Source organism: Paenibacillus sp. FSL H7-0737 (assembly GCF_000758545.1).
Taxonomy (GTDB): domain Bacteria; phylum Bacillota; class Bacilli; order Paenibacillales; family Paenibacillaceae; genus Paenibacillus_AQ.
In genome coordinates, this window is record NZ_CP009279.1 from 1752881 (window position 1) to 1772459 (window position 19579).

The 19579-nt window shown below is 44.0% G+C and carries 13 protein-coding genes and 2 pseudogenes; 11 read left to right on the top strand and 4 right to left on the bottom strand.

Going from position 1 to position 19579, the window contains the following annotated elements; translation table 11 throughout:
• The first annotated feature begins 30 nt into the window (after positions 1 to 30).
• A complete protein-coding gene (locus tag H70737_RS07655; RefSeq protein ID WP_042186092.1) occupies positions 31 to 1095 on the top strand; it encodes a LacI family DNA-binding transcriptional regulator in 1065 nt (354 codons plus the stop codon).
• A 59-nt stretch (positions 1096 to 1154) separates the two neighbouring features.
• The gene (locus H70737_RS07660; RefSeq protein WP_042186094.1) at positions 1155 to 1715 is read left to right on the top strand and encodes a GNAT family N-acetyltransferase; all 561 of its coding nucleotides are present in this window, start codon (positions 1155 to 1157) and stop codon (positions 1713 to 1715) included.
• A gap of 62 nt (positions 1716 to 1777) precedes the next feature.
• Here H70737_RS07660 and H70737_RS07665 read toward each other — a convergent pair whose 3' ends face one another.
• The 4 genes from H70737_RS07665 to H70737_RS07680 all read right to left on the bottom strand — a co-directional run bounded on the left by H70737_RS07665 (position 1778) and on the right by H70737_RS07680 (position 6314).
• Positions 1778 to 2680 carry a manganese catalase family protein gene (locus H70737_RS07665; RefSeq protein WP_042186096.1) on the bottom strand — a complete coding sequence of 301 codons (903 nt, stop codon included), beginning with the start codon at positions 2678 to 2680 and terminating at the stop codon, positions 1778 to 1780.
• A gap of 274 nt (positions 2681 to 2954) precedes the next feature.
• On the bottom strand, positions 2955 to 4127 hold the full coding sequence (locus tag H70737_RS07670; RefSeq protein WP_042186098.1) for a glycoside hydrolase family 130 protein: 1173 nt from the start codon (positions 4125 to 4127) through the stop codon (positions 2955 to 2957).
• Positions 4127 to 5341 (bottom strand): AGE family epimerase/isomerase, encoded by a 1215-nt coding sequence (locus H70737_RS07675; RefSeq protein ID WP_042186100.1) that lies wholly within the window; start codon positions 5339 to 5341, stop codon positions 4127 to 4129. Before H70737_RS07675 ends, H70737_RS07670 begins: the two co-directional genes overlap by 1 nt.
• 22 nt (positions 5342 to 5363) lie before the next feature.
• A complete protein-coding gene (locus H70737_RS07680) occupies positions 5364 to 6314 on the bottom strand; it encodes a glycoside hydrolase family 113 (protein WP_042186102.1) in 951 nt (316 codons plus the stop codon).
• Between the two features lie 302 nt (positions 6315 to 6616).
• On the opposite strand from H70737_RS07680, the gene H70737_RS07685 reads away from it, so the two are divergent.
• The 9 genes and pseudogenes from H70737_RS07685 to H70737_RS30995 all read left to right on the top strand — a co-directional run.
• Positions 6617 to 7396: a response regulator transcription factor gene (locus H70737_RS07685; protein WP_042186104.1), complete on the top strand. Its 780-nt coding sequence runs from the start codon at positions 6617 to 6619 to the stop codon at positions 7394 to 7396.
• 319 nt (positions 7397 to 7715) lie between these two features.
• Positions 7716 to 9086, top strand: coding sequence for an ABC transporter substrate-binding protein (locus H70737_RS07690; RefSeq protein ID WP_042186107.1), 1371 nt, complete (start codon positions 7716 to 7718; stop codon positions 9084 to 9086).
• A gap of 129 nt (positions 9087 to 9215) precedes the next feature.
• A complete protein-coding gene (locus H70737_RS07695) occupies positions 9216 to 10097 on the top strand; it encodes a carbohydrate ABC transporter permease (RefSeq protein ID WP_042186108.1) in 882 nt (293 codons plus the stop codon).
• A gap of 3 nt (positions 10098 to 10100) precedes the next feature.
• Complete coding sequence (locus H70737_RS07700) at positions 10101 to 10934, top strand: carbohydrate ABC transporter permease (RefSeq protein WP_042186110.1); 834 nt, start codon at positions 10101 to 10103, stop codon at positions 10932 to 10934.
• Between the two features lie 76 nt (positions 10935 to 11010).
• Positions 11011 to 12042: a glycoside hydrolase family 130 protein gene (locus H70737_RS07705; RefSeq protein ID WP_042186112.1), complete on the top strand. Its 1032-nt coding sequence runs from the start codon at positions 11011 to 11013 to the stop codon at positions 12040 to 12042.
• 697 nt (positions 12043 to 12739) lie between these two features.
• The gene (locus H70737_RS07710) at positions 12740 to 13702 is read left to right on the top strand and encodes an acetylxylan esterase (RefSeq protein WP_042186114.1); all 963 of its coding nucleotides are present in this window, start codon (positions 12740 to 12742) and stop codon (positions 13700 to 13702) included.
• 48 nt (positions 13703 to 13750) lie between these two features.
• Entirely contained in the window at positions 13751 to 15823 is a 2073-nt protein-coding gene (locus H70737_RS07715) for a methyl-accepting chemotaxis protein (protein ID WP_052404198.1), read from the top strand.
• Between the two features lie 280 nt (positions 15824 to 16103).
• Positions 16104 to 16691, top strand: a pseudogene (locus H70737_RS31175) (S-layer homology domain-containing protein); the annotation flags it as partial.
• 639 nt (positions 16692 to 17330) lie between these two features.
• Positions 17331 to 19523 (top strand): annotated as a pseudogene (locus tag H70737_RS30995) (glycoside hydrolase family 3 N-terminal domain-containing protein); the annotation flags it as partial.
• Positions 19524 to 19579: the final 56 nt, after the last annotated feature.

Below are 19579 nucleotides of genomic sequence, written 5' to 3' on the forward strand. Positions count from 1 at the left end.
AATTTTATTACAATCTCTGGAGGTTTTAATATGGCTAAAAAGGTCACCATGCAAAAAATAGCTGATCATCTCGGTGTATCCAAATTTGTTGTCTCCAAGTCACTATCTGGTAAAGCTGGAGTTAATGAGACGACCAGAGAACGAGTGATTCAAGCGGCATCGCAGTTAGGCTATTTTACGCAAAAAAATGCTTTTGTCCAAGGTGTCAAACGGACTCCTCCGGTAGGGGGGAGTGATCGGAATAAGCAATCTGTGCTTGTATTAATGCCGAATATCCGCTCGCAAACTCAGGATTCCTTGTATTGGGGGAAAATTGTGGACGGTATTGCCCTTGCGCTGGATCAAGAAGGACTTGGAATGGTGATCATCTCTGAGAATCGTGCGGATAATTTCGTGAATATCTTGAACCCAAGCGGGATTCTTGGTTTGGTAGGTGTGGGTGAAATCTCCACTTCTTTACTACTTGAGGTACATCGCATCGGTCTGCCGATGGTGTTGATTGACCATGAAGATCCATTAATTCCAAGTGATACTGTATTCGCGAACAATGTGGATTCCATGGCTCGACTTACTAATCATTTGATGGGGACAGGCCATACACAAATGCATTTTATCGGAAATATTGGATTTTCACGCAGTTTTCGGGATCGGTGGATTGGCTTCCGGAGTGCGCTGGAGGAGAGTGGGATAAGACTGCCTTTGGAAGATGATGCGAATCTCTTTTTAGAAGGGGTGGAGGAAGATGTATTCCAAGAGGATTTTAAAAATTGGGTGATGAAGCGGAAAAAAGCTAAGACACTCCCAACCGCCTTGGTCTGCGCCAATGACAAAACAGCACTTACGGTCAGTGATATCCTGAAGGCAGAAGGTCTCAATATTCCAGGGGATATCTCGGTCACGGGCTTTGATAATATTGAGGATGCCTCAAGAGGCGTTCCGCCGCTTACTACTGTACATGTCCCTAAAGAAGCGATGGGCCGGGCGGCAGTGGAGAAACTGCTAAGTCGGATTGGGCATCCCTCTGCACCACTGGAGAAGATCCTGATTGCAGCAGACATAGTGCATCGTGATTCTGTGGATATACCGAGAGACTAGAAATCAGCCGATTAAAAATAATTGAAAGCCATGGAATTTTGGTTAGGGGGAATTCAGTTATGTCAGAAGCAGTTGCAATACCTAAGATCGAAGGCGAAAATATTCATCTGCGTGGTGTAGGAGAGTCCGATCTGGAGGCCTATTACGAATTTTTACTTGATGATGAGATGGGTCGTCTAACAGGGTCGCAAGGGGAAATCTCTCGCGAGCAAACTTCGGCATGGATTCGAAAGATTAGTGTTCCAGCTGAGGATCGTGTGGATCTTATGATTATCGTCAAGGAAACGGATGAGCTTATTGGAGAAGTGGTTTTGAACGAAATAGATCCGGACAACCGTAGCGCAAATATTCGAATTGGGATTCGTAGTCATGAACATAGAGGGAAGGGTTACGGTACTGAGGCTATGACTCAAATGCTGCGATATGGCTTTGAAGCCTTGAAGCTGCATCGTATCCATCTGGGTGTATATCCTTTTAATCCAAGAGCCATTCATGTCTATGAGAAGCTTGGTTTCAAGCACGATGGTGTAGAGAGGGATGCTCTTTATGTAGACGGAGAATTTCATAACATGATTCTGATGTCTATGCTGGAGGATGAATATCGGGCTTTGTACAATTAAAAAAAGTGAACCTATGGTGAGGAAGACGCTGCGTAAATTCCTCACCAGATTCACTTTAAATATTATTCGGTAATATTTCCAGCCATTTTGAGACGTTTGGCAATTTCTTTAAAGTCTTCGGGGGAGATTCCTGGGGCGAACTCCTCTTCGACAGCAGGAGCTACGGGGATCGGGAAGCCTTTAGGTGCTCCCTTAATGACTTCAAGCGGGAGGTTATCCTCTGGGTGGGTTCCCTTCCAAATCTGATCGATGGCGCCGAAGTCACTGTCACTCCAGGTGTACAGCTTTGTATGCACACCCTTCTCCTCATATTTCTTCGCTTCACTAAACGATTTGTTATTTAACGAAGGAACCGGCACGAGTTTCGTTACATTAACACCTGTTGCGATTTCGATGGCTTTGGCATAAGCGACCACATGGACACCACCGCGCACTAAGAGAAATCCGACTACAGCGCGTGCAGCTGGATGGTCCGTCATTTCGTAAACTTTCATTTTATGTGTTCTGGCTCCACATTCGAGGAAGAAGTTATGTAGCAGATCTTCCACTAGGTTGCCGCTATTAAATACATTTGCTCCGGTCCATGGATTCCCCGTTGAATCAAAAGGCATAGCACCTTGAGCCCCCGCCAGAAAGTGATAGGATAAACGCGCATCTTTTACGGACCCTAGAGGGGTGGAATCTGGCTCTTTATAACTAGTTGACCCTCGAAGGCATTTGTTGATGGCATGCGAAACTAGCTCCACATGGCCTAGCTCTTCCGCTGTTATACTCATCACCAAATCATAAAAGGGTTTCAGTTTGTCTTTTGAACGGAAATTAAAGGATTGATAGAGATAATTGTTAAGGGTCGACATTTCTCCGAACTTTCCGCCAAGCAGTTCTTGTATAGCGGCAGCAGCATTGGGATCTGGCTTCTCAACTTCAGGAATTTCGATCATGATCTCATCCATACGTTTGAACATTTATATCTCAGCCTCCTTGGAGTTAGGGGATTACTGAGCTATTTTGAGCTTAATCTATAGGAATTAATCATTAAACGGCTAAAAAGTATGGATATTTATCTACAATAAGGGAGTATCCATGAACAGATTTACAAGTCGAAAGAGCATTAGTAAACACTATCAAATACCCATAGTAACGTGCTAGGGGACACAGAATGATCAAAAACGCAGAGCAGCGACCCTCCATTAAGGAGAATCGCTGCTCTGTTGATTTTTAAGGACTCTGAACTCTTATTTACAGCGCTAAATTACGATCGATGAGGGCGATACGTTGCTCTACACAAGCATAAGAGCGGAGTGGATCTTCTGGTGTGTTCAGTACGTAATCTAACATTTGATCAACCGTAGTTGTTGCTACATGGATGCGGGTGTCGGAGGAAGCGTAGTAGATATAGATCTCACCGTTATCGCGTGCAATTACACCGTTACAGAATACAACGTTGGAGACATCACCGACACGTTCTTCACCGTCTGGTGCGATGAAATGACCACCTGGTGAATGTGTGACTTTGTTTGGCTCCTCCAGACCAGATAAAAAGGCATAGAGGACGTATCTAAGCCCAGCGGCAGTGTTTCGCACACCGTGTGCGATATGCAACCAGCCTTTTGGTGTTTTGATTGGAGCTGGACCTTGGCCATTCTTAACTTCCTTGATGGTATGGTAGTGGCGCTCATCCATGATTGTCTCACTTGTAATCACGGCATCCTCAATCGTATCCGAGAGTCCCCAGCCAATACCGCCACCGGAGCCTGCATCAATAAAGCCATCCTGTGGGCGAGTGTAGAAGGCGTATTTTCCATCCACAAATTCAGGGTGGAGCACGACATTGCGCTGTTGAGCAGAACCTGTCTTAAGATCGGCCAGACGTTCCCAGGTCTTCAGATCCTTTGTGCGAACTATACCACATTGTGCTACTGCACTGGAAAGGTCACCGTGTGGGGCGTCTGAATCTTTGCGTTCTGTACAAAAGAGGCCATAGATCCAGCCATCTTCATGACTTACTAAGCGCATGTCGTAAACGTTGATATCCGGAACTTCTGTCTCAGGCAACACGACTGGATGATCCCAGAAGCGGAAGCCGTCTACGCCATTGTCGCTTTCTGCTACAGCAAAAAAAGATTTGCGGTCATTGCCCTCAACACGAGCAACGAGATAGAATTTGTCGTTCAGTGCAATGGCACCCGGGTTGAAAACGCCGTTGACGCCGATTCTTTCAGCGAAGTAAGGATTGGTGTCAGGGTTGAAGTCGTAACGCCAGATTAGAGGAGCGTGCTCAGCGGTAAGCAGTGGATAAGCATAACGGTCATAAATACCGTTTCCATAAGGAAGCTTTTCATTTTTACGGGTGATCAGCGCTTCATAACGTTCTGTTAATTGTTGTTTGCGTTCATGAAATAACGATGACATTATACAGTCTCCTTTAGGGTTGAATTCAGTCGTGCGATCATTTCGAAGCAGGCTCTGCTGTTATGATAAGGGCATTTCCAGGCACTAACCTTGGTTGCGTGAGGGAGGGGCAGATGGTTCTCGTCCACGCCCCAGTACCATTCGCCTTGTTTGTGATCCACCATATATTTATCGATAAAAGTCCAGGAGGCTTGGGCAGCCTCGTTAAATTTGCTGTCACCGGTCAGCTGATAAGCATTATAGAATCCAACAACCGCCTCCGCTTGCGGCCACCAATCTTTATCTTTGCTTAGCAATCCGCTCGGATCAGCTTCATTCCATATCCCGCCATCGGTATCTATACCTTCTGCAAGAACAGCTTCTGCCATGGAGATAGCGACGGTTCGAACACGCTGTAGCAGCTTTTCTTCGCCAAGTATTTCTGCGGCTTCCACAAGCAGCCAGCTGCCTTCGATATCATGTCCATAGGAGATAATATCTGACTTTACATTCCATGCCTCATCTAAGAAAAGATGAAAATGCTTGCCTTCGTTATCAATGATATGGTCCAGCATCGTTTCGATTAGCTCAGCCAGCGTACTCGCCAACTCCTCTGACTTCCATACTCGATAGAGACCGGTATACGCTTCCAGAACATGCAGATGGGTATTCATAGATTTTTTTTCATTCAAGTCCTTGCTGCTAAGACTGAGGTTATCCGTGATTTGCCATTCCCGAGATAAAGCTTCAACATAACCTTTATAAGTTGAATCATAGCCATATTTCTCAACAAGCCGGAATATTTGAATGGCCTCATCTAACACCTCAGGCCGTCCAGTCACGTGGTAGAATTCAGCCAATGCGTAGATAGCAAAAGCTTGGCCGTAGATCTGTTTTTTCTCCTGAGAAGGTTTGCCTTCAGCATTCACCATCCAGTATAATCCGCCATACTCCTTATCGATGAAATGATCCATCAAATAGGCATAGGCACGCTCTGCCATGGCCAGATATTCTATCTTGCCGTAGTTCCGGTAAGCGCTGGCAAAGGACCAAAGAATACGGGCATTAAGCACAAGGCTTTTCTCCGCGTCAGGTGCAATGTTCAGCTGATTGTCGATTTCACCAACAAAACCGCCATTGATTTCGTCCTTCGTCTGTTTCATCCAAAAACTAAGAATATTACCCTGTAGCTCATCCTCAAGCTGGGTCAACCATAATTCTGGTGAAATAATCATTGGTAAGTAGTCACTCCTCACATTACTTATTGATTTTCGAGGTGAAGTATTCGTTGATGATCCCAGCGGCTTGTTTGCCATACATACAATAATCATCATTGTGTTCTGCTTCATGAATTGGATAAAGATGAGTAGGCCAATCCCAAAGCATAAAGCCCTGAACCCAATCTCTGCGCTCACAGCCTTGAAACATTGCCTGATAGAATTTGCTTTGTTCTGCTTGACTTGGTTCACCCTTCAAGGTCCAATCATTAGGGATCGCCGCACTCCCGCTTCGGCTTGGGCAACCCGCTTCCATGAAAAAGAATGGCTTATTCTGTGATCTCACCACATGCTCAATCCGGTCGAGCTGAGCTTCCCAATCGTTGGCTGGATAATATCCACTTGAAGAAATTACATCGAGCGCATCCCACCAGGTCACGTTATCCTCCTGATACTTATCGCAATTATAAGTAAGAATTCCTGAGTAAACCTTCCGAACCTCGGCAATAAGCGTACGCCATTCGGTTTCTCGTCTATCCGTTTGTACAAGCTCGCAGCCGATACAGAACATCTCACAGCCTGTTTCTTCAGCAATAGCAGCATAATGCAGAATAAATTTAGTATAAGAGCTGAACCACTCCGACCATTTAGGCTCGCAAGGAACATCCTTATCGAAAAAGTTAATGTGAGCACGCCAAGTTCCGTCCGCGCAATTAACGATCGGCTTCAGGCATACCTTTAGCTGCAGTGACTTCGCTTTACTGATGGACTGTTTCACTTCTTCGTCGGTAACGGTTGGCGCCTCCCAGTAGGGAATTTCCGTAGAATGAGCGGTAGCTTGAAGCGCACTAAAGGCAATGGCCGTCCAGTTCGCTCCAGTGACTGAAGACATGAGTTCCATCGAACGTTCCGCTTCTTCCGTTTTCCATGAACCGCGTGTACCCGAGAAGCCCCAGGTTATACCTGCAATGTATTCGTTGTTAAATACCATCGAGAATCCCCACCTTACATTGAAAATAGAAAAGAGAATAATTAGTAAAATAATTTTGTTATATAGTTATTATTAATTTGTTAGTTTATAATAACAACTTAATTTAGTTATATACTTTTTCTAAGATGATTTCAAGGACAATTTATAGTTGCAGCTGGGAAATTAGAATAACTTTCGTTATAGTAAATACAAGACTATAAAAGAGTGTAATCGTACATTGACGTAATACATAGGAAGAATTCTATTCGTGATGATGGAGCAATCATAATAACTGGCAGATACAACTGGAGGGAAGTGCTCAAATGATAAATGTTATGATTGCGGACGACGAGGAGGTCATTCGCAGGGGGCTCGAAAAAATCACATCCAGGATGGAGCTAGATGTACATGTAATTGGATCCTACGGTAACGGGGTGGAAGCCTGGGAGCATTTTGAAAAGTTATCCCGAGATGACATTGATCTGCTTATTACAGATATCAAAATGCCTAGAATGGATGGCTTTATGTTGATTGAACAGGTTAGAGGACATATGGAGGATATACCTATTGCCGTTCTTAGCGGTTTTAGTGAATTTGAATATGCCCGCCGAGCAATCCGCCATGGGGTGATGGATTATTTACTAAAACCTATTGATAAGACTCAGCTATATGAATTGCTCAAGAGAGTAGAGGATACAAAGAAAAAGAACGTCACAGAGCAGGAGGAGATGTTCTCTCAAGCGGCAGATGGTGGTGAGCATTACGTAGTTGAACAGACTAAAAGCATACTGGAGAGGGAGTATGATCAGAACTTCGAACTTGAGCGTTTGGCGGAGACCGTCGGTATGAATGCGAGCTACCTCAGCCGGTTGTTCAAAATAAAGACGGGGCAAACCATCACCGACTATCTAATTCGAATTCGTATTACTAAGGCGAAAGAATTGCTGATCGAGCATCCCGACTTAAAAAATTATGAAATTGCCGATAAGGTTGGCTATAGTGATCCGGTTTATTTTAATAAATTGTTCAAGAAAATGTGTGGTATGACACCTAAGGATTATAAAAGTGGCTGTAAATTACCGAAAATGGAACGTGAGTTTTAGTCCTATATAGGAAGCTATTATTTAGGAGAGCGATAAGCTCTCTTTTTTTGTGGTTATTTTCAATAAATTAGATAATAAAAACACCATAACAAAAACAAAAATAACAAATACAAGACCAGAAAAAGCAATTCAAACCATCGTTTTGCGTTAAAAATAGATCTATAATGAGTTTGTAAGCGATATCATCACTTTTTTTTAAGAGTATTTCAGTGATTTTGATAATAGTGATTACTCTATTAAATTGATGGTGATGATAAAAGTTATTATTTTTGTTATTAAACCAAATTAGAGTCGAATTGAAGAGAGGGGTCGTAAAAGCATGAAAAAAGGCAAAACAATGATGGGCTTGATGGCACTGACACTTATGGCAGGATTGTTTAGCGGTTGTTCCTCAAACAACAACACCAACAATGAAGGTGCTAAAAACACAGGAAGCAATGGATCCTCAACAGAGGCGACGGCAGCTCCGGCTGATGATGCAGCAGCCAAGGATATTAAAGGGGATATCACGGTCATTACGCAAAGAACGGATATTGTTGATACCGTATTCAAAGAGTATGCGGCTAAGTTCAATGAGAAATATCCTGATGTAAAGGTAAACTTTGAAGCGCTTGCTACTTACGAAGATCAAATTAAAATTCGCATGAGCACTAGTGACTATGGCGACGTTCTGTTGTTACCTACAAGCATAGCTATTAAAGATATTCCCGATTTCTTCGAACCACTGGGTACACTCGAAGATATGCAAAAACAATATACAGGTGTGGAAGAACGAGCAGTAGACGGAATGGCTTACGGAATTCCAATGACCATCAACTTTAACGGTATTATTTACAACAAACAAGTCTTTAAAGATGCTGGGATTACAGAGGTTCCAAGAACGCCTGAACAATTCTTAACTGCTCTGCAATCTGTTAAAGATAAAACGAAAGCTGTGCCTCTGTACACAAACTACGCAGCTGGCTGGACATTGACCCAATGGGAAGCGGATTTGGCTACAGTAGCTGGTAACCGTGATTATGTGAACATTGGTCAAGTGGCTAGCGACGATAACTATGTTCCAGGCCAACCTCACTATGAACTGTACAAAATCCTGTATGATGCAGCACAAAAAGGTTTGATTGAAGAAGATCCAACGACTACAGACTGGGAATCTTCCAAAGCGGATCTGGCTAACGGAAAAATCGGCACGATGGTTCTTGGATCTTGGGCAATCGGTCAAATCAAAGGTTTAGCAACGAATCCAGATGATGTCGGCTTTATGCCATTCCCTACGAATGCAGATAAAATCCTTGTACCACTTGCTGGTGACTACAATCTGGGTGTCAGCGTTCATAGTAAAAACAAAGAAGCTGCTAGAGCTTGGGTGGATTGGTTCATTAACGAATCTGGCTACCCAACGACTGAAGGTGGCGGTATGAGCCCGGCTATCGGTGCAGAGCTTCCAGAAATTCTGAAACAATATGAAGGCACTGAAGTAACCTTTGATACACTTGCAGCTGCTAAAGCCGGCGAAGAAGGCTGGTCTGATGAAATCGACAAACAAGCCGAAATCGGTGCTTGGCAACCAGATTTCAAGAAACGGATTATTGAAGCCGCAATTGGCAACAGAAAAGAATCCTATGATGACATCATGAAGGACCTCAACGACAAGTGGAAAGCCGCTCGCGCTAAAGTCACAGCACAGTAAACAACTATAAGCTTTCTTAAATGCTATAGGCGGTAGTGGATGTGGGAGGGGATATGCGAACGGGCATTTCCCCCTTCACATTTAAACGAGTCATAAATAAATGAGGATGCTTTTCTGGAGGTGTATCGGGTGTTCAAGTTTTCGAATTTGAGTTACAAAAATCAACGGATTGCCATCATATGCTTGTTCTCATTAGTGCCGATCGTATTACTACTCACATTTGCTTATTATCCAGTAATCAGTATGTTTCGGTACAGCTTCACCAGCTGGAATGGCCTAAGTAAAAACATGGAGTACGTTGGGTTAGAAAACTACAAAACCATTTTTACGAAACCGGAGTATTTTTCCGTATTTAAGGTCAGCTTGTATTATTTCTTCACTACCTTTATTCAGATGGCACTTGCTTTGTATTTTGCAACCATTCTGAGCTTTAGTGTTCGCATGAAAAATTTATTCAAAGGGATTTTGTTCTTCCCAACCTTGCTAAACGGTGTAGCGATCGGCTTTATCTTTCTGTTCTTTTTCAAACCAGATGGAACGCTAGATACGATTCTTAACCTGCTCGGACTCAGCGGTTTACAGCAGAAGTGGCTGCTCAATCCGAATTTGATTAACTTCTCGCTCGCAGGTGCGTCACTGTGGAGATACATGGGGATGAACTTTCTGATCTTCCTTGGGGCTATTTCCTCGATCGGTTCGGATATTTATGAAGCTGCTGAGATTGATGGTGCAAACAGATGGCATCAGTTTATGCATATTATTTTGCCAAGTATTAAACGTATTCTGCAATTGAACCTGATTCTTGCGGTCAGTGGCGCTATTGGTGTGTTTGAAATTCCATACGTCATGACAGGCGGATCTAACGGAAGTAGCACATTTGTCATTCAGACGGTCGATGTAGCGTTCAAATATAGCAAAGTTGGATTAGCGTCAGCGATGGCCGTAGTTTTGCTGGGTATCGTTATAGTAGTTACTATTTTGCAGCGCGTTCTGATCAAGGAGGAGAAATAAACTATGCATTCTGTAAAATATACCACTGCTAGTATATTCAAATATCTCACCTTGATTTTGGGAGCACTTGCAGCATTGATACCTATCGTAGTTGTATTTTTTGCCTCATTAAAAACAGGGCCGGAATACGCTTCAACCGGACCGTTAACGCTGCCAGAGAATTGGCTGAATTTCTCCAACTACACTAAGGCTTTTGTTGATGGCAAAATGCTTCTAGGATTTAAAAACACTGTCATTATCGTTGTGATCTCTATCCTGGGTGCAACGCTGACGGGTTCGATGATGGCATATATTTTATCCCGTTTCAAATTTAAAGGCAGTAAAGTTCTCATCAGTATGTTTCTGATTGCTACCCTGATTCCGGGTGTTACAACGCAAGTGGCAACCTTCCAAATCATCAATCACTTGGGCCTGTTTAATACTAGATGGGCACCCATCGTGATGTACCTCGGTACGGATATTATCGCTGTATATATTTTCATGCAGTTCCTGGATTCGATTTCCGAGTCACTGGATGAATCCGCGATGCTGGACGGGGCTTCGTATTGGACGATTTATTGGAGAATTATTTTGCCACTGCTGAAACCGGCGATTGTAACAGTAATTATTGTGAAGGGCGTAAATATTTATAACGATTTTTACACTCCTTTCCTATATATGCCGAAAACAGATCTCCAAACGATCTCCACAGCACTCTTTAAGTTTAAAGGTCCATATGGATCGCAGTGGGAAGTAATATGTGCGGCGATTATGATCGCGATTATTCCGACATTGGTTGTGTTTACCGCGTTGCAAAAGTATATCTACAATGGATTTTCACAAGGTTCCGTTAAGTAAGCTTAGTAGTAGATTTCATAGCAGTAATAGATAAAATAGCATACTGAAAAGTTGCATACATTTGGAGGGAATACTAATGAGTGAAGTGAAATTGGTTGGAGCAAGTGCGATTAACATCCCGAACATGCCTTGGCAGGATAAGCCTGCTGGCTATGAGAATCCGATTTGGAGACATAATGATAACCCGGTTATCAAAAGAAATCCTGCAAAAGGAGTAGCCCGTATTTTTAATAGTGCGGTTACTGCGTTTGAAGGTAGTTTTATCGGAGTATTTCGTGTAGAAGATAACACAACGCGTCCGCATTTGCGCATGGGACATAGTGTTGACGGTCTAGATTGGAAAATCGATGATGAGCCGATCCGATTTATAGATGAAGAAGGTAACTCTTATCAGCCGCGTTATGCTTACGATCCACGTCTGGTTAAGGTCGAAGATACATTTTATATTATCTGGTGTACAGATTTTTACGGCGCAGCTATCGGTGTTGCTAAAACGCAAGATTTCAAAACATTTATCAACTTGGAAAATCCATTCCTGCCCTTCAACCGGAACGGTGTTTTGTTCCCTAGAAAAATCAATAATAACTTCGTGATGTTGTCCCGTCCAAGTGACAGCGGACATACACCATTCGGTGATGTATTCCTTAGTGAAAGCCCTGACTTTGTATTTTGGGGTAAACACCGCCATGTCATGAGTAAAGGTGGCCAAGGCTGGTGGCAAAGTGTCAAGATTGGCGGCGGACCTGCACCGATTGAAACTACAGAAGGCTGGTTGATGTTCTACCATGGCGTTACAGGAACCTGCAACGGTCTTGTATATAGCATGGGTGCAGTTATTTTGGATATTAACGAGCCTTCGAAAGTAAAATATCGCTCGAAAAATTTTGTGCTAACTCCTGAAGAATGGTATGAGGAAAGAGGTTTTGTGAATAACGTTCTGTTCCCATGTGCCACTCTGCATGATGCAGAAACGGGCCGTATCGCCATCTATTATGGCGCTGCTGACACTTATGTAGGCGTTGCATATACAACTGTTGATGAAATCGTCAACTATGTCATCGACACCCATGAAGAGGTTGGCGATGATGCGGGTTTAGGTAAAATTTAATAGGGTGAACAACCTTTGAGGAACAAGCTTTAGGTAGAGTGAAGTTGGGTAGATATTTGGTGGCTGAGCAGCGTTCGAAAAAAGTGTGCGGCGTGTAGTGTGCTGTATTTTGTGTGCTGGGTTCTGCACGTTGCGTGCTTTGTGTTATGTGGTTTGGGCTTTTCATTGCATTCTCTGCAATAGAAACTCTCGATTTCGTCTGAAAATAGAATCTATTGCACTCTCTGCAATGGATTTCCGCAAAAATCACTTTTATGCTCGGTTTCGCTCGAACTGATTGCACAAAGTGCAATAGAACAAAGACGGACACTCATATGGAGAGATTCTATTGCACAAAGTGCAGCCAAAGAGCAACGAGTGAGTACTATGAGCTCATTCATGAGACGCCAGTATGTCTAGGCTAAAGCCGCTAGTTGCACAAAGTGCACTTAAACTAACCAGTTTGGTGGTGTTTAGTGTAAATAGTTGCACATTGTACACTTATTTCAGGCGATTTTGCCCCGGAAACCCCGCTGTGAGCAATTTTAGTTGTATAGAGTGCAATTAAATGAACAACACAACATATTTAGCTGTAATAGTTGCACAAAGTGCAACTATCGAGCTCTTGTTAATAGTAGAAACTAACGGAAAACCCACATAAGCGGGTTTTCCGTTTCCATTGTTTTTTAAGTGAAAAAACCTTAAGGAGGACCTTAATATGGGAAACGACATGACATTGTCACAATTAAAAAAATATAACGGAAGCAGCCCAAAACCAGTCGACTTTGACGCATTTTGGGAGCGGGCTTTGCATGATCTGGACGCCCAGTCACTAGATTATGAACTAGAGCCTGCGGAGTTCGTCAGCGAGCTGGCGGAATGTTTTCATCTGTATTTTACCGGCGTTGGCGGAGCAAGAATCCATTGTAAATATGTAAGACCGAAGAAAAGGGGTTCAGAAAAAGGTTCTGGTGTCGTGATGTTTCATGGATATTCCTGTGACAGCGGGGATTGGATGGAGAAGGTGACTTATGCGGCACATGGGATTAGTGTCCTTGCGATGGATTGCCGGGGACAAGGCGGACTTTCCGAGGATAATCTTACAGTAAAAGGCACAACCATTCGTGGACATATTATTCGCGGCATTGACGATCCTAATCCGCACAACCTTTACTATCGTAATGTGTTTCTGGATACAGCGCAGACTGCTCGAATATTGATGTCTATGGAGGAAGTTGATCCAGCACGAGTAGGTGCTTTTGGTTTATCTCAAGGCGGAGCGCTTACTGTAGCTTGTGCAGCATTAGAGCCGCGTGTGAGCATGGCCGTTCCTGTGTATCCGTTTCTTTCAGATTATAGACGGGCTTGGGAGCTTGATATCACTACGTCAGCTTATGAGGAAATTAACTATTATTTCCGCTTTTTTGATCCTCATCATTTACGTGAGGACGAGATTTTTAATAGACTGGGTTACATCGATATTCAGAATCTCGCGGAGCGAATTCAAGCCAAAATGTTATGGGTTACAGGGTTATCCGATGTGATTTGTCCACCTTCAACGCAGTTTGCCGCGTACAACAAAGTACTAGCGCCCAAAGAGCTTATGGTTTATTATGAGTACGGTCATGAGTATTTGCCATATCTTTCCGATCGGGTGTTACAAATGTTCATGACCTTGTAAACGATAAGCCAGTAGGCATAACAGACGACAACGGTGGTGAATGATTAGATGAAAGTACAAGTGAAAAAAGAAAAAAGACGATTCCAGCTGCATCCATCCAAATCCATTGGGGTGCGGCTTTTTCTCATCTTCTTTGTTTCGACGATGGTGCTCGTGCTCTCTCTCGGCTACACTTCCTATTCCGTAGCTGAGCATACGATCGAGACGAATGCGCTGTCAGCCAATCAACAGACAGTCGTTCAAACCGCTGAGAAGTTTGATGTGGAATTGTTACGTTATGAGGATGGTCTAGGAAGAATCTTGTACGACAATGAAATTCAAAATGCACTCAAACAAGGGAATAATCCCACTACAAGTAATGAGGAACGTAAGGTACTATCTAACCAGATTAGTGCGCAGCTAAATGATTGGCTCACGGCATCAAACGGTGTGGAGGCCGTATACCTTATTCCGATGAATGAAGATTTTCCGATTTCTTCGGCGGGTACAAAAGATAGCGCTTTTATTGAGAGTTTCAGAGAATCCTCATGGTTTAAGCAGCTAGAGGAGAAGCCACAGAGTGTATGGATTCCACGTGAATTACAGGGCCAGGAAGGAAATACGTCAGGTGTTTTCCATTTGGCCAAATCGATTGCCGGTGATTCTAAAAGCTCAGGATACATAGTCATTAACGATATTAGAATTAGCGAATTAGAAAATCAGCTTCGTAAAGTGGATCTTGGAACAAGCTCCTACATGCAATTGCTAACGAATAAGGATGAATTGATTGCCTCCTCCCAGCAAGTGGGGACGGATACATATTTGAATCTGGGAGGGACGCTTCTGGGTGGTCTGCAGAATACAGCAGGCTCATTGCCAACAAAGGATGAGAAGGGGAAATCTATATTAGCTGTATACGGAACACTAGAAACCTCGGGATGGAGGTTACTTGGTGTTGTACCGGCTGAGAACTTGACGAAAGACGCGCTGCGTATTCTCAAGACTACTTATATTATTGTTGCTGTAGCTGCTGTTATCGCCATTTTAATAGGGTATTGGATGTTCAGAATGGTATCTCGACCGCTGACCAGACTTAAGAATTTGATGTCAGAGGGAGCCGAAGGGAATCTAGGGGTGCGTACGAATATCACCTCACGTGATGAGATCGGTCAGTTATCCAGTTCTTTTAACATGATGATGGAACGAATAACAGAGCTGGTTATCCATACGAATGAAACCGCTCGGAAGGTACTGGAAACCGCCGATGAGCTTAGCGGTGTTTCGCGCAAGACAGCTGATGCAGCTATGGATATTGCCGCGGCCACGGAAGAAATTGCGGGTGGTGCTGGCAGTTTAGCCTTGGAAGCTGATCGTGGCAATGAGTTGACGGGGCAAATTTCGGTACAGATGGATTTAGTCAATTCAGCTACTCACGAGATGGATCACACCGCACATAGCATCGGCGAACTCAGTGAGGAAGGCTTCAACAGGTTGAAAGAATTACTTAATGAGACGAATAGGACGGGCCTGAAGACGAATCAGCTTGTGTTGAAGGTTAACGAGCTGACAGAAGCGGCATCTTCCGTTATGAAGGTTCTTAATGTGATGCAAAATATTACTCAGCAGACGAATATCTTGTCTCTGAATGCCACCATTGAAGCAGCAAGAGCAGGCGAGGCCGGGCGAGGATTCATGGTGGTAGCCGATGAAATACGCCAGCTTGCAGATCAATCGAAAGAGTCTATCGCTGTTGTGGCAGAAATAACAGATACCGTTATGAGAGATATGAACGAGACGGTTGTGGTCCTTTCAGAAGTTGCACCGCTCTTTAATCAGCAAATGACTTCCGTGCAGAGTACTAGCGATATCTTCGTATCTGTGCAGGATCAGATGCAGCATTTTATCGCCCGTCTGAATGCTGTAACTGTGTCGATGGACAGCCTGAGTCAATCGCAAATGGTTCTATCCGATTCGATGAGCAACGTAAGCTCAATAGCTGAGGAATCATCAGCTGCCTCTCAAGAAGTTGCCTCACTTAGTGGAGAGCAACAAAGTGTAAGTGATCATTTGGTAGAGCTTTCTTTGAAGCTGGAGGATGCATCCTTGCAGTTAAAGGAGAAATTATCGAAATTCAGCGTGTAGGGTAGCCTTAACAGAATACTAAATTAAAGAACCGCTTATTCCTTTAGGAGAAGCGGTTCTTTGTTTTGAGCGGCATGTAGCGAGTATAAAATAATCCAGATGCATCTGAAGATAGTCTAGATAAGCCATCCCAAACCTCAAGCTATAATATGTCTATCAAATAGGGGGTGAACTGAAGAGATCTTTTTGTTAGACGGTATTGTTAGCGTTTACATATTTTACTGAGGAGGATGGCATGTTGACAAAATATAAAAACAGTTCAAGCCTAAAAGTTAAGAAAATGCCCATAGCTAGAAAGCTGGCCAGTAGCTTAGCAGTCGCTGCGTTGTTATTCTCATCTGTGAATCCAGGGGCGTTTGCCGCTGAAATTACAAATGTTCAAACGGTTGCGAGTTTTAAGGACGTAAGCGGGCATTGGGCGCAATCACCAATAGGAAAATGGGCGTCAAGCGGAATTATAAATGGATATACGGATGGAAGCTTCCTACCAAACGGAAAAGTAACTAGAGCAGAATTCGTGGCAGTGCTCAACCGATTATTCGGTTTTTCACAGCAAACAAGCAATAGCTTTAACGATATACCGAGCGGGAAATGGTATGCAGCTGATGTGCTGATCGCACGTCAAGCAGGTTACTTTGAAGGTTTTGCAGGTAATCTTGCGAAACCAGATAATTACTTAACGAGACAGGACGCTGCAACCATGCTGGCTCGTGTGTTCGAATTGAAACAGGCAGGGACGGCTTCTCTATCCTTCTCGGACGCTGCTTCTATAAGTGCTTATGCTGCTTCAGCGGTTGGCATCCTTACTCAAAAAGGGGCTATCAACGGGTATACGGATGGTACATTCAAACCAACGGGGTCCATAACACGTGCTGAGGTCATTAAGATTATTGATGGTATGGCAAAAGGATATTACAATGCTGCAGGTACTTATGATGCCACGGCGATCACGGGCTCTGCGCTAATTACTGCTTCAGGAGCAATCCTATCTGGTAGCAAAGTGAGTGGAGATTTATATTTAACCGCAGGTATCGGTAACGGAGAGGCTACACTTGATCAAGTAACCGTATCTGGAACCACGTTTGTAAGCGGCGGAGGAATAGACAGTATTCACTTGAAGAGTAGTACTTTGTCGGGTGTAACCATTAATAAGCAAGGCGGAAAGGTTCGAGTTGTAGCCGAAGGGTCCACTGCAATCCAATCTATGGAAATTTTAGTTCCTACCGTTATTGTAATCAATGATGGGGCGAAGGTGGGAACGATCACTATCCGGCCAGGAGCAGAGGGAACAATCATAACTGGTGGGAAAAATGTGACCAGTATCGTGGTACAAACTTCAGGTGTGATCATTGATGGTAAAGAGGTTGGCCAAGGAACAATTACTAATGATGGTAAAGATACTGCGGCTAAGCCAACTAGCAGTCCTGCTACTGGCGGCGGAGGGTCCGGGTCAGGCTCAAATAATGGAGGCAGTAGCACGAAATGGAGCCAAAGCGTTGTTGGTACGATTGGTACAGTGACCAATCCTGGTGGAGAAACCTTAGGATACTCAACACAATCAGGGGTAACTCTGTTAACCGTAGATGGGTTAGCATTTAAAGATTTGAATAAAAACGGCAAGCTCGACAAATATGAGGATTGGCGTCTTAGCACAGAAGTAAGAGCTAAGGATCTTGCTTCGCAAATGTCTGTGGAGCAAATTGCCGGACTTATGCTGTACAGTGGTCATCAATCCATACCAGCAGCCTCAGCTTCGGGATTCCGTGGGGGAACTTATGGTGGAAAACCGCTGGCGGAAAGCGGTGCATTGGCATCCGATCTAACAGACCAACAGAAAGTATTCCTGACAGAAGATAACTTGCGGCATGTATTGATTACTACGGTTGAGAGCCCTGAGGTGGCTGCCCGTTGGAATAACAATGCCCAAGCCTTAGTGGAGAAGATTGGGCTTGGTATTCCAGCTAATAACAGCTCGGACCCTCGTCATAGCACTGTAGCTAACGCAGAGTATAACGAAGGATCAGGTGGAGCGATCTCGATGTGGCCGCAGGCACTAGGTCTTGCTGCTTCCTTCGATGCCAATCTGACGAAGCAGTTCGGCGAAATTGCTTCTAAAGAGTACAGGGCGCTTGGCATCGCAACAGCTTTATCCCCTCAGGTGGATATGTCTTCGGAACCGCGCTGGACTCGTTTCAGCGGAACATTTGGTGAGGACTCTAAACTGGCTGCTGATATGGCAAGAGCCTATGTGGATGGTTTTCAGACTACACCGGGCAGCAGCGATGGATGGGGCAATGAGAGTGTGAATGCTATGGTCAAACATTGGCCAGGTGGGGGTTCCGGCGAGAGTGGCCGAGATGCACACTATGGGTATGGAAAGTATGCTGTTTATCCGGGAAATAACTTCGATGAGCATCTGATTCCTTTTACAAAAGGAGCATTTGACCTGGAAGGACCGACTGGAAAAGCCGCTGCAGTTATGCCGTATTATACAATCTCATTTAATCAGGATAAGGCGAATGGAGAGAATGTAGGGAACTCGTATAGTCCTTATGTAATCACCGATCTTTTACGGAATACGTATCATTACGACGGTGTAATCACAACAGACTGGGGAATCACAGGCGATGAAGGACCTGTTGAGTTATTTGGTAACCGCCCATGGGGTGTAGAAGAAAATTACACAGTTGCGGAACGTCACTATCGAATCATCATGGCTGGCGTTGACCAATTCGGTGGAAACAACGACTCCAAACCTATCATTGCAGCGTATCAAATAGGAATTGAGAAACAAGGCGAGAAGGTGATACGGACACGATTTGAAGAGTCAGCAGTACGACTACTTACTAATATTTTTAATGCAGGGCTATTTGAGAATCCATATCTTGATGTAGAGGAAACAAAAGCTACTGTGGGTAACAAGGAGTTTATGACAGAGGGTTATATGGCCCAGTTAAAGTCAGTCATTATGCTGAAAAACAAAGATAACCATGTACTTCCACTTAAAAAAGATGAGAAAGTTTATGTTCCAAAAACTTATGATGCAGCTACCAAATCGTATTCGTATCCTGTCAACATTGATCAGCTGAAGAAATACTTTAATGTGACGGATGATCCGGCTCAAGCGGACAGCGCGATTGTCTTTATCAAGAATCCGCAAACTGGCGCAGGCTACAGCAAAGCTGACGTAGATGCCGGAGGTAATGGGTATATCCCGATCAGCCTGCAGTATCGTCCATATACAGCGGAGTATGCACGTGAGACGAGTTTGGCTGGTGATGCACGAGATGTATTGAACCGTTCTTACAAGGGAAAGAAGACTACGGCATCCAATGAGTCTGATCTTGATCTGGTGCTTGATACCAAAAAAGTAATGGGAGATAAACCGGTAGTCGTTTCCCTAACGATGTCTAATCCAACGATTGTTGCTGAATTCGAAGATCGTGCGGATGCGATTATTGCGAACTTTGGCATTCAGAATCAAGCGATCTTCGATATTCTGGTAGGTGCATATGAACCATCGGCCCTTCTGCCTATGCAAATGCCTAAAGACATGAAGACGGTAGAGGAGCAGTATGAGGATGTATCCCATGATATGAAAGTCTATGTAGATTCTGAAGGGAATGCTTATGACTTTGCCTTCGGGATGAACTGGAGCGGCGTAATTAACGATGCCCGGACAGCGAAATACAAAAAAGCTGTTGATCCCGGAACTGAACCTGAAGAAGGACTCGTTGCTGCTCCAACAGCTTCTAT

What these genes read in the sequence shown, in the direction of transcription:
- H70737_RS07680 (WP_042186102.1), bottom strand. Translation starts at nt 6,314, where the DNA reads ATGGTATTTAACAACGAATACATTGCAGGTATAACCTGGGGCTTCTCG.
- H70737_RS07690 (WP_042186107.1), top strand. Translation starts at nt 7,716, where the DNA reads ATGAAAAAAGGCAAAACAATGATGGGCTTGATGGCACTGACACTTATG.
- H70737_RS07700 (WP_042186110.1), top strand. Translation starts at nt 10,101, where the DNA reads ATGCATTCTGTAAAATATACCACTGCTAGTATATTCAAATATCTCACC.
- H70737_RS07715 (WP_052404198.1), top strand. Translation starts at nt 13,751, where the DNA reads ATGAAAGTACAAGTGAAAAAAGAAAAAAGACGATTCCAGCTGCATCCA.
- H70737_RS07710 (WP_042186114.1), top strand. Translation starts at nt 12,740, where the DNA reads ATGGGAAACGACATGACATTGTCACAATTAAAAAAATATAACGGAAGC.
- H70737_RS07685 (WP_042186104.1), top strand. Translation starts at nt 6,617, where the DNA reads ATGATAAATGTTATGATTGCGGACGACGAGGAGGTCATTCGCAGGGGG.
- H70737_RS07670 (WP_042186098.1), bottom strand. Translation starts at nt 4,127, where the DNA reads ATGTCATCGTTATTTCATGAACGCAAACAACAATTAACAGAACGTTAT.
- H70737_RS07705 (WP_042186112.1), top strand. Translation starts at nt 11,011, where the DNA reads ATGAGTGAAGTGAAATTGGTTGGAGCAAGTGCGATTAACATCCCGAAC.
- H70737_RS07655 (WP_042186092.1), top strand. Translation starts at nt 31, where the DNA reads ATGGCTAAAAAGGTCACCATGCAAAAAATAGCTGATCATCTCGGTGTA.
- H70737_RS07675 (WP_042186100.1), bottom strand. Translation starts at nt 5,341, where the DNA reads ATGATTATTTCACCAGAATTATGGTTGACCCAGCTTGAGGATGAGCTA.
- H70737_RS07665 (WP_042186096.1), bottom strand. Translation starts at nt 2,680, where the DNA reads ATGTTCAAACGTATGGATGAGATCATGATCGAAATTCCTGAAGTTGAG.
- H70737_RS07660 (WP_042186094.1), top strand. Translation starts at nt 1,155, where the DNA reads ATGTCAGAAGCAGTTGCAATACCTAAGATCGAAGGCGAAAATATTCAT.